8 protein-coding genes are annotated in these 11,083 nt (G+C 45.9%); 3 read left to right on the top strand and 5 right to left on the bottom strand.

Annotated features, from left to right (window positions below; all coding sequences use genetic code 11):
- The coding region (locus Q7J27_11220) for an alpha/beta hydrolase (GenBank protein ID MDO9529713.1) at positions 1 to 775 on the bottom strand (775 nt) is incomplete at its 3' end.
- A 355-nt stretch (positions 776 to 1,130) separates the two neighbouring features.
- On the opposite strand from Q7J27_11220, the gene Q7J27_11215 reads away from it, so the two are divergent.
- Positions 1,131 to 1,694, top strand: coding sequence for a class I SAM-dependent methyltransferase (locus Q7J27_11215; GenBank protein MDO9529712.1), 564 nt, complete (start codon positions 1,131 to 1,133; stop codon positions 1,692 to 1,694).
- A 341-nt stretch (positions 1,695 to 2,035) separates the two neighbouring features.
- Here the strand turns inward: Q7J27_11215 and Q7J27_11210 are convergent, their stop codons facing one another.
- The 4 genes from Q7J27_11210 to sppA form a co-directional block, all read right to left on the bottom strand.
- Positions 2,036 to 3,229, bottom strand: a complete 1,194-nt coding sequence (locus Q7J27_11210) for a diaminopropionate ammonia-lyase (protein ID MDO9529711.1) — start codon at positions 3,227 to 3,229, stop codon at positions 2,036 to 2,038.
- Between the two features lie 22 nt (positions 3,230 to 3,251).
- A complete protein-coding gene (locus tag Q7J27_11205; GenBank protein ID MDO9529710.1) occupies positions 3,252 to 4,277 on the bottom strand; it encodes a zinc-dependent dehydrogenase in 1,026 nt (341 codons plus the stop codon).
- Positions 4,278 to 4,614: 337 nt separating this feature from the next.
- Positions 4,615 to 5,409, bottom strand: coding sequence for a 3-hydroxy-5-phosphonooxypentane-2,4-dione thiolase (gene lsrF / locus Q7J27_11200; protein MDO9529709.1), 795 nt, complete (start codon positions 5,407 to 5,409; stop codon positions 4,615 to 4,617).
- A gap of 410 nt (positions 5,410 to 5,819) precedes the next feature.
- Positions 5,820 to 6,824: a signal peptide peptidase SppA gene (gene sppA, locus Q7J27_11195; protein MDO9529708.1), complete on the bottom strand. Its 1,005-nt coding sequence runs from the start codon at positions 6,822 to 6,824 to the stop codon at positions 5,820 to 5,822.
- Positions 6,825 to 7,185: 361 nt separating this feature from the next.
- Here sppA and Q7J27_11190 point away from each other — a divergent pair, with 361 nt between their 5' ends.
- Together Q7J27_11190 and Q7J27_11185 are read left to right on the top strand one after the other, a co-directional pair.
- Positions 7,186 to 9,414, top strand: a complete 2,229-nt coding sequence (locus tag Q7J27_11190) for a PAS domain S-box protein (protein ID MDO9529707.1) — start codon at positions 7,186 to 7,188, stop codon at positions 9,412 to 9,414.
- Between the two features lie 18 nt (positions 9,415 to 9,432).
- Entirely contained in the window at positions 9,433 to 10,851 is a 1,419-nt protein-coding gene (locus tag Q7J27_11185; protein MDO9529706.1) for a sigma-54 dependent transcriptional regulator, read from the top strand.
- Positions 10,852 to 11,083: the final 232 nt, after the last annotated feature.

Here is an 11,083-nt window from a genome sequence, read left to right as displayed (position 1 = left end):
TCACTGCCCGCATATAGTCCTCCATTCCACGTAAAAAGATGTCGTTGTGATTGGCCCCTAAAATTTCGAGGAGCTTTTTATCCTTAGCAGGGGAGGCGTTATAGAGCGTCTGACCGTCTGCAAAGGGAAGGATATGGTCCTTCTCTGCATGGATAATCAGTGTGGGTTTGTCAAAGGTGCGGATTTTGTCGATGTTGCGAAACCCGTCTTCCTCTCCTAACCCGAGATCCTTCATGTTGATACCCAGAAGATTGAGCAGGGTTTGGGAATAGGCGAATCCGCTTTCAATTATAGCCCCGTCTATTTTATCTTTATAATTTGCCATCAGCTCCAATGCGGATGCACTTCCCAGCGATCTCCCCATCACAATAAATGGACCGGTATAACCATTTTCTGTAAGCCAGTTGTATACATAGTCAAAGACCAGATGTGAGTCTCGCATCATGGCAGTGATCGTGGGTGAACCCGTGGAACGCCCATATCCCCTGTAATCAACGGGGAGGAAGTTGATGCCGGCTGATCGGTATAATGTTCCTAAGTCATCATAATCCCTTGCAATCTCACCATTACCGTGAAAAAATAAAATGTTGGCACTCGTTTTCTCAGCAAGATGAAAACGTGCCCCTACAACCACATCCTTTTCTACCGGGATCAGGACATCCTCAGCAACAGTTCGCGAGTCGGATGTGCCGTATTCAGGACGGGGATGAAACAGGTATGTCATTAATGCAGGCCGATCGAGGACTGAATAATCAATTTTGGTAATGTCTATCATCGGATTTCCTCCCTACATAGTTCGAAGATTCCCTGCAGGAAGATGCAAGGAATCTCCAATGATTCAAATTATACAATACAACAGATAATTTGTCCATTATTGTCTCTGACCCCAAAATAGACATTGACCCTTCCAGCACAGTAGGACAGGCGTCCCGCCTGTCCATAATGGTGAATCGCTTAGACAGCCGAGACGGCTGTCCTACGGGATGGGGAGGACAGTCTTTATTTTCAATGTCTATTTTAGGGTCTGAGCGGGAGCGCACCCTGTAAACTCCGCCCTGTGGGCAGGAGGGTCACATTGGATTTGACAGGACATGAAAGTTGATTTATAAAAATAACAGGAGGTGAAGACGGTGGGGTGGATTTTGGCAACTCTAATCTTGATGTGCGGGCTTTTCGCCATCAAGCTGCTGTATGTACTCGCTACTTTGTCGGTACATCCGATTACACAGGGAGCGATGTTTGTCCCCACCGCTAACATCAGGATTAGAACCTTTCTCGATGCTGTTTCTATGAATGCCAGTGACCTTCTTGTAGATATAGGTTGTGGAGATGGCAGAGTCCTTCGGGCAGCAAGAAGGCGCTACGGTGTTATGGCTCTGGGATTTGAGATCAATTTCATGGCTTATTTAATTGCCAGAATTCGAAATTTTGGGATCGAGGGAATCCGGGTCAGGTGGGGAAACTTTTGGAAAGCAGATATTGGTGATGCGAATGTAGTTTTTTGCTACCTCTTTCCAGATGTAATGGAGCGTTTGGCTAAAAAGCTGGACAAAGAGCTTCGTCCAGGAACTCGTGTTGCTTCATGCAATTTCCCTGTTCCAGGCTGGAAACCTCTGGAGGTTCTTTTTCCCGACTCCTCCCTACATGGCGACCGATCTTTATTTATCATATTGGGTCACATCTTCCATAAGTAACTTATTCATTGACAAAAATCTCTATACATTATAGGTTCGCAGCCAGTATGATTCATACGAAGTTGCATTCAAAAACGACTCTGTCGGGCGAGACGCCCAACCTACCACGGGGGTAGGACAGGCGTGATCCACCACGGGGGTAGGACAGGCGTCTCGCCTGTCTATAAGGGCAAGGGAGAACATATCTTGAAGGATCGAGACAATAATAAAGTCCAGGGCATTTCAGGAAACATCGGATTGGAAATAAGATGCAATAGATGTGGACAAGAGCTTCCGTTATTACATCCTCATATAATATTGGAAAAAAGCGACGATTCAGGTGAAGCGATTTGTGAGGAGTGTTACTTTTCAGAAGATATTGAGTGATTGTCCGGAGTGATACGTTCAACTTCTGTGGCTGTCTTTCCAACTATCTTATAGTATCCTTCAGGGTTGGTATTTGCTTCGGTATTTATCAAAAGTACGCGTACCCCATGCCTTATGCGAAGATCTTTTTCTATGAAATCAGGTCTTTCGGAATGCAGGGCAATCAGTCCCGCCAAACCTGCAGCACCGGATTCCCCGGAGACCACCCCCTCGTCAGCTAAGAGCATCATTGCTTCTTTGGCGTAATTATCTTCTACAGCAACGAATGCGTCGAATCGATCACGCACCGCGGGCCATGCGGTAAGGGATGGTGTTCCGCAGTTCAACCCTGCCATTATAGTGTTTTCTTCAGGTATAATAGAATGAGGGCGACCATTTCCGGTTTCTGCGGAACGGAAAAGACAGTCCGCGGCTGTGGGTTCGACGGAAATAAGGCGTGGTAAGGTTGCGGGATCATGAAAATATGAAGCGGCCGCAAAAGCGAAAGCGCCAACACCGGACTGGATAAAGACGATATCCGGCGGTTTCTCGCCTTGCTCCTTGAGCTGAATAGATATTTCCTTGAAGAGCGTAAGATATCCCTGCTGAATATAGAGCGGTATTTTCATGTAACCCGCATATCCGGTGTCAGCTATGATCAGACGGGTTTCTTTTTTTGCTTCTTCAGCAGCACGCCTGACAGCGTCGTCGTAACCTCCGTTTACTACTATAACCTTTGCCCCCTCCGATTCGATTGCCTCGATTCGTGCCGGTACAGTCTCATGCGGTACGAAAATAACAGATGGTCTTCCAAGTAGCCTTGCAATCCATGCCACTGCCCTGCCGTGATTGCCATCTGTTGCACAGGAAAAGGTGGTTCCATCTGCCAGTTTGCGACCTTTTTCTGTCAGAAAGTCTTCCGGCTTCAGGTTGCCACCGCTCCGTTCATGGAGGATACGGAAAACAGCATGTGAGGCACCGAGCGCCTTGAATGCCTTTAGTCCGAAACGCTTTCCTTCATCCTTTATCAATAAATGTTCTACTCCGAGTCTGTCAGCAATCCTGTTCAATGGTACGAGGGGTGTTGGTGTGTAGTTCGGCAGGGTTCTGTGGAAAGAAAAAACCCCTTCCACTTCAGAAGGGGAGAATGTTGTAACTTTTGAGGGACTGGAATTCAAAAAAACTTTCAAAATCAATTATCTCCACGGTTAATTATTTATGCGGCTCGATAATTACTTTAATACATTTTCTGGCCTCGGCAACGAGCTGGAAGCCCAGTCCTGTTTCTTCCAGACTCAACCGATGTGTGATCATTTTTTGAACGGGTACACGTCCTGCTCGAATCAGTTCAATTGCTTCCATCGCATCCAGCGGGCTGTTACCGTATGAGGGGATCAATTTTATCTCATTGCGCCAGAACTCATTAATTGGCACGGAGAGATCAATGCCCGGTTCGGTTGTTGCGAAGCATAGGACAGTGCCTCCTCGATCCACGGACTGCAATGCCTGAGTGAAAGCGGCCGGGGCTCCTGTACACACTATTACAAGGTCGGCAAGTTTGTTGTTATTAATCTGGTGTGTGCGGGAAGGAATATCATCGCTGGCGTTAATTACAGCATCTGCACCGAATTGCCGCGCAGTCTGCAGGCGATATTCATTAATGTCTGTCATGATTATTCGTCCTGCACCCAGGGTACGGGCGAGCAACAAGTGTAGCAGTCCGGAGATTCCGCTGCCAAGGATAAGTACGGATTGTCCCGGCTGAAGATTCGCAATCCTCTGTCCGCGGATAACGCAAGCTAATGGTTCAATAAAGACACCGTCTTCGAATGTGAGTTCTTTAGGCAGCAAAAACACACCGCGGTCTACGTTGAGTCTTGGCACCCGTATGTACTCGGCGAAACCACCTGGGTAATAGTTTGTGCTGTGCAGGGTTTCACATGCCGTGTGGTGACCTCTCAGGCAGTAGTGGCAGGTGTTGCATGGGATGTGGTGAGAGACGAATACCCTGTCACCGACGTTGTACCGTTCAGCACCTTCTCCCACTTCAATAACTTCTCCGGCGATTTCGTGGCCCAAGACCAGAGGGGCCTTTTTAACACGATACCATTCCATTACATCACTGCCGCAGATACCGCTGGCTATCACCTTTACCAGCAGCTCACCGGGTCCGATCTCAGGAGTCGGCAGCTCTTCCAAGCGAACGTTACTGTTATTATAATACATTGCTACGCGCATGGTATTTTACCTTTTTACACGGACAAACAATACCGAATCAAAGTCCGGCACATGGTTGAAAGCTTTGAAAAAATGGTTTTTCAATGCTCAGAACATTTTTTCGACCATTCTATGTCTCGCTTTGCTGCAAATCCAAAACTCGCGCTTTGCGCTCAGACATTGGATTTGCGGGCGCTACGCTTCGATCAAGAATGGTTAGCGAAAAAATCTTGATTCGCTTCCTCAAAACCATATTTTTCAGTTTTTCAAAGGTCTAGGTTTGTCCATGCCACTCACTTTGTGCCTTTGTATCTATGTGACTTTTTGCCTCAAGCTATCGGCTTTAGCCGACAGCACTTTACTTTTGTTCCTGCACAATGGTGTTGAACAGCTCCCATGCCTCTTTAGCAGTATAATTTTCGTGGATGATGGCCCGCAAAGCCCTGCTGACGGCAACAGGATTGGGGTTTTGCCAGACGTTTCTCCCGAGGTTGATACCGATGGCACCTTTTTGCATTCCATCATAAACAAATTCAAACACTTCGAGTTCTGTTTCGCATTTAGGTCCGCCCGCCATGACCACGGGGACAGGACAACTATTTGTAACTTTATCAAAGTCTTCACACCAATAGGTTTTTACCACCCGTGCGCCGAGTTCCGCGGCGATACGGCTACATAGGGCAAGGTATCTGGCATCTCGTTTTTCCAATTCTTTACCGACAGCCGTAACCGCCATTACGGGAATGCCGTAATCTTCGCATTGATTGACAAGCTCTGAAAGGTTTGTCAGCGATTCATGTTCATATTTACTCCCTACAAAGATGGAAATACCGACAGCGGTGGCATTGAGGCGAATAATTTCCTCAATTGATGTGGTAATGCCCTCATTTGCCAGGTCTTCACCGATCACACTGGTACCGCCGGATACCCTCAGAATAACAGGTTTCGTGTTCCCCGGGTCTATTGATGAACGTAATACCCCTCTGGTAACGAAAAGGGCGTCACAATAGGGGAGAAGCGGCTTGATGGTTTCTCCCGGTTTTTCCAGGCAACTGGTAGGACCTTGAAAATAGCCGTGATCTATCGGCAAGAAGAAGCAGTGACCATCTGATTGAATGAGCTGTGACATACGATTTTCCATTCCCCAATCCATTTTAATACCTCCTTGACCCGGATAAGCCGGAAAAATTTATTTTGAATTTGATGCATTCGTAAAAAGGCATAAACTGCACCATTTGTCATTCTGAACTTGGTTCAGGATCTCACTTGTTTCAGCATCTAATTGTTTCAGCATCACTCTTGTCATTCTGAATTTATTTCAGAATCTCAGGAGACCCTGAAACAAGTTCAGGGTGACATTTGTGGTATTGTTCAGGGTGACATTTGTGGTATTATTCAGGGTGACAAAAACTGACTTTTTACGAGTGCATTTAAAGTTATCTGGTTTCAACCTGACCTTCGGGAGCATCCCCCTGTTCGTAGTCCGGAGCATAAATATCCCTTTCACCTTTTTTCTGCCCGCTGCCAATATCATATTGCTCGTAATCCGGGGTGTGCTCCCGGTCACGGCACCCAGAGATACATAAAGTGGACTCCCGGTGGAGTTGTCAGGCCTTTTCCATTGATGGCAATTAGATTGATTATGTTAGAGGGAGCTTTTGGAAGCGCAGAATAGATGCTTCCCTTATATGTTCCAGGCCTGTAATAGGTAATTACGGAAGCTTTGTCAATGCCTGACAATTGTTTTATCCGCTTTATTGCATCATCCAGGTAACCAACCTGATCGATCAGTTTTGCTTCCAATGCCTGATCTGCGGTGTATATACGGCCATCTGCCAGCTTTTCGACATCTTTTCTTGTCAGGGGTTTTCGTCCATCCGTAACGATACCTATAAACCTTTCGTGGAGGCTGTCAATAATTGTCTGCATAATCTTTTGTTCTTCCGGCGTGCTTGGTCTGAATGGTGACCAGATGTCTTTTTTGTCGCCGGATTTGACGGTCTCTTCTTCAATACCTATGCGCGATAGAAGACCTGCCACATTGAACTTTAATGCAATGACACCGATACTTCCGGTAATCGTTGTAGGATGGGCAATTATTTCGTCTGCGGCAGTAGCCACATAATATCCCCCCGATGCACCAACATCCATTAAACAGGCCGTTATTTTAGCGCCGGTTTTCTCCTTAAACAACTTCAACTCATGATGAATGATATCACTGGCGGTGACAGTGCCACCGGGAGAATTGATTCGGAGAATAAGACCACGAATCGCATCATCTGATTCTGCTTTTTTTAATGCCTCTTTAACCTCAGAGACGATAGATATTCCTTCACGGAATCCAACTGAGGTATCGCGTTCTTTCTCGGAAATGAAGCCGGAGATATCCATGAGAAGGATTTTGTTGCTTCCTTCTCCCTCCACAACACGTTCCTGAAGTGCCTGTGCCGAGGGGAAAAGAGGTATATTGACGATGGCGCAACCGCTTAGGAAGATGGGGAAAAAGAGGAAAAGCGTGACTAACCAGAGAAATCTATGTCTATACAATGTCATAACCGCTTTTAACATATTTTGACCTCATAAGAAATTGAATAAATCACAATCTCTTTCTGAGATTGTATTTGACCGGGAGCGCACCCGCAAATTACTATAGCACTTCAAATTGATTTGGCAACGGGAAAAGTTAAGTTAGATGCCTCCTGATCCCAACCCAAAAATAGACATTGAAAATAAAGACTGTCCTCCCCATCCCGTAGGACAGCCGTCTCGGCTGTCTAAGCGATTCACCATTATGGACAGGCGGGACGCCTGTCCTACTGTGTTGGAAGGGTCAATGTCTATTTTAGGGCCCAAACCCAAGCTTGACAGTGCCCATTGTACCGTGGTACGCATTCTCCTGTACAACAGTATCTTAATAAGGGTGAATATTATGCCTGGATCAAAACCTGCACACATTCTGTTAATGGAAGATAATGCCACCCTGGCTCGCTTCCTTCAGCAGAAACTTGAGGGTGATGGTTATGTCGTAGACGTTGCATATGATGGCGAAGAGGGTCTTGCCATGTACGAGACTGGTTCCCACGACGTATTGGTTGTGGATCAGGTAATGCCCGTCTACGATGGACTCGAGGTGATTCGCATCCTTGCCTCACGTGGTCTGCTTCCCCCGACAATTATGGTTACCGGTGGTGGTAGTGAGCAGATCGCCGTAGAGGCAATGAAACTGGGTGCCTACGATTATATAGTTAAAGACGTGGAAGGGTATTTCGAACTGCTTTCCGCTGTAATCGAACGGGCGCTCCGGCAGTATCGCCTCGACCAGGCGAAAAAGAAAGCAGAGAAAGAGCTACAGGAGAGCGAGGAAAGATATCGTACTGTGGTAGAAGATATGCCTGCCATGATTTGCAGGTTTCTTCCTGACGGAACATTGACGTTCGTCAATGACACATACTGCCGCTACTTTAACAAAAACAGAGAAGACCTGATCAACCAAAACTTCTTGCAATTTATTCCGAAGGAAGACAATGAAAAAGTGAAAAACCACATTATGTCCCTGACCACGCAAGACCCCATTAGAACATATGAGCATCAGGCAGTTGTGGATAGCGGTGAACTTCGCTGGCAGCAGTGGACTGACCGTGCGCTGTTTGATACACAGGGTAATCTTATTGAATATCAATCCATTGGACAGGACATCACGGATCGCAAGCAGGCAGAGGAACAGTTGCTCCATAAACACCACATAATTGATCGTATTATGAAGGCCAGCCCGGCCGGGATAATGATGATGAATGCCGAGGGGCATATCATTTCTATCAGCAATCGTACTGAAGAAATGCTGGGTCTATCAAAGGAAGAAATTATTCAGATTCCACATAATTCTCCGAAAATCCGTTTTGCCGATACTGATAATGAACCGATTCCCGATGAATATTTGCCGTTTACACGGGTGATAGCCGCCGGCGAGACGATTTATGGCATGCATTATGCCTTCCAGCAACCTGATGGAAAGCGAGTATTTCTTTCAGTTAACGGAGCTCCTGTCCTGGAGGAATCCGGTGAGATAAGCGGTGTAGTATTAACACTCGGTGATATTACCGATCACAAACAGATGATGGAAGATCTGAAAATAAGAAACGACGCTATTGCTTCATTCATCAATGCCATTGCCTTTACAGACCTTTATGGAAACATTACCTATGTGAATCCTTCTTTCCGTGAAATGTGGGGGTATGACAGCGAAGAAGATATCTTAGGAAAGCCTTATTTGAGTTTCTGGCATAAGGAGGAGGAAGCCGGAAAGATGCTAAATTCATTACGGCGCAACCAAGGCTGGATCGGCGAACTGGTTGCTCTGAGGAAAAACGGTTCACTGTTTGATGTACATCTTTCAGTAAGCACGGTTAAAGACGAATCCGGCAAGCCGGTTTGCATAATGGGTTCATTTGTGGACATCTCCGAGAAGGTCAAAATGCAAAAGATCCTTGCACAGTCCGATAAGCTTTCCTCTCTGGGACAGCTCTCTGCAGGACTATCCCATGAGTTGAGGAATCCACTTGCCGTCATCAGTTCATGCGCCCAATTCTGCCTGGATACTACGGAACTTCCGCACAAGGTTAAAGAGAATTTTCAGATGATTTACCGGAACAGCCAGAGGGCAAGTGACCTTATAAAGGAGCTGCTGGAATTTGCCAAACCTTCTGAAATGGTCAGCAAACCCGTGAACATCAATGAATTAGTAACCAGGATGTTGCATATGGCCAACCTCGAAGCACATTCCTTCCACGTTACTGTTAACACCCACTTGGGGGAAAGACTTCCTGAAATAACAGGCGATGAGGAAAAACTTGGACAGGTCTTCCTCAATTTGTTCATGAATGCGATCCAGGCCATCTCGGCCAATGGTACAATCACGGTCCGGACACGGGTGCTTGAATCAAGAGACCTAATAGAGGTGAACGTTATTGATGACGGTCCCGGTATTCCGGAAGAATACCGCCAGAAAATATTTGAACCTTTCTTTACCACCAAAGATGGCGGCACTGGCTTGGGGCTGAGCATTTCCTACACCATAGTAAAACAACACAGGGGGAGCATCACCGCCGGAAGCGAAGGAAGGCGGGGAACGAAAATGTCCGTAAGGCTGCCTATAGGTTAGAGTAAAAAAGGAGAGGGAATGACCAAAAGAGCCCACACTCCATCCGGGATAAACATCCTTGTGGTCGATGACGATCAGGATTTCCGGTGGGTAATAAACAATATCCTGACGGAATGCGGATATGGCGTGCTCGAAGCGAAAAATGGAAGAGAAACCCTGAAAATCTTAAAAAAAACCGCCCCAAACCTTATCTTATTAGATCATCGAATGCCTGGAGAAACAGGGTTGCAGGTTGCGTCCAAAATTAAAAAAAGTCTTCCGGAAATCCCCATCATCATGATCACAGCCTATGCAGATGTAAAGTCCGCTGTTGAGGCTATGAAAATGGGTGTATATGACTATATCACAAAACCAATCGATAACAATGATCTCATCTTTACAATCAAACGGGCACTGGAGAAAGAAGAGCTTGCAAAAGAAGTCGAACATTTAAAAAAAGTCCTGAAAAAGCGAGTATTCCTTCATGAACTGATGGGAAATAGCACTCAGGTCAACAAAATGGTCGATCTGGTAGAAAAGGTGGCTCCCTCCCCGTATACTGTTTTGATAGAAGGAGAAAGTGGTACAGGCAAGGAACTCGTGGCCCGGGCCATTCACGATTTCAGCAAGGTAAAGGAAGGGCCTTTTGTCGCTGTAGACTGCGGCGCAATTCCTGAAACCCTTATAGAAAGCGAACTGTTTGGCTATATGAAGGGGGCGTTTACGGGCGCTCATGTAGACAAGCCGGGACAGTTCGAGCTGGCTGAAGGAGGTACAATATTTTTAGATGAGGTGGGAAATCTTTCTTATCCTGCCCAGCAAAAGCTTCTTCGCGCCATGCAGGAACGGCATGTACAGAGATTGGGTGCAAAAAAACCCATTCCTGTTAATGTTCGAATTGTCGCAGCAACCAACACATCCCTGGAAGAGGATATAGGAAAAGGCAGATTCCGCTCCGATCTATACTACCGGTTAAATGAATTTTCCATCAAAGTACCTCCCCTCAGGGAAAGAAAAGATGATATCCCTTACTTGGCGAAAAAATTTATAGATGAAGCCATTATAGAACTCAAGAAAAACTGTCAAGGGTTTTCTAAAGAGGCCTATAAGGATTTAATTACCTATCACTGGCCGGGGAACGTCCGTGAATTGAGGAATATAGTCCGCCAGGCAACCCTTCTCTGCGAGGAAAATGCTTCCGTAAAACCGGAGCATTTGATGTTTGATATCGATATTACGCAAAACCTGTCGGAAAAGGACCCCGATCCACACACCCAGGTTTTCATCGAAAAAGGCTTATTGAAGGAAACGCTCAAACACTACACCGATCAGATTGAAAAAAATATGATAAATGAAACATTAAAGGAGTCAGAAGGAAACAAAAGCAAGGCAGCCCGTAAACTGGGCATCGATTACAAAACCCTCCTAAGAAAGATAAAAACCCATCAGATAGAATAGTGTCCTGTCATCTATGTAATGTTGCAAAGATGGCCGTCATTCCCGCGGAAGCGGGAATGACATTGGTTACGAATACATCAATAGTGATGCATTCGTAAAAAGCTTACTATGCCATTTTGCGGCATTATAATTGGAAGTAACTTATGTTTTTAACAAATGCGTTATTTCTGGCAGATATTGAGAAATGTTAACTACTTGCAACACATTTGCGAATTTAAGTTACTTGGAAGTC

The sequence above is a fragment of the Syntrophales bacterium genome (assembly GCA_030655775.1).
Classification (GTDB): domain Bacteria; phylum Desulfobacterota; class Syntrophia; order Syntrophales; family JADFWA01; genus JAUSPI01.
Note: the sequence above shows the minus strand (reverse complement) of the source record. Positions and strands in the feature narration are given on the sequence as shown.

Coding starts and splice junctions, on each gene's coding strand:
- Q7J27_11205 (MDO9529710.1), bottom strand. CDS start 4,277: ATGCGCGTAGCAATGTATTATAATAACAGTAACGTTCGCTTGGAAGAG.
- lsrF (MDO9529709.1), bottom strand. CDS start 5,409: ATGGATTGGGGAATGGAAAATCGTATGTCACAGCTCATTCAATCAGAT.
- sppA (MDO9529708.1), bottom strand. CDS start 6,824: ATGTTAAAAGCGGTTATGACATTGTATAGACATAGATTTCTCTGGTTA.
- Q7J27_11190 (MDO9529707.1), top strand. CDS start 7,186: ATGCCTGGATCAAAACCTGCACACATTCTGTTAATGGAAGATAATGCC.
- Q7J27_11185 (MDO9529706.1), top strand. CDS start 9,433: ATGACCAAAAGAGCCCACACTCCATCCGGGATAAACATCCTTGTGGTC.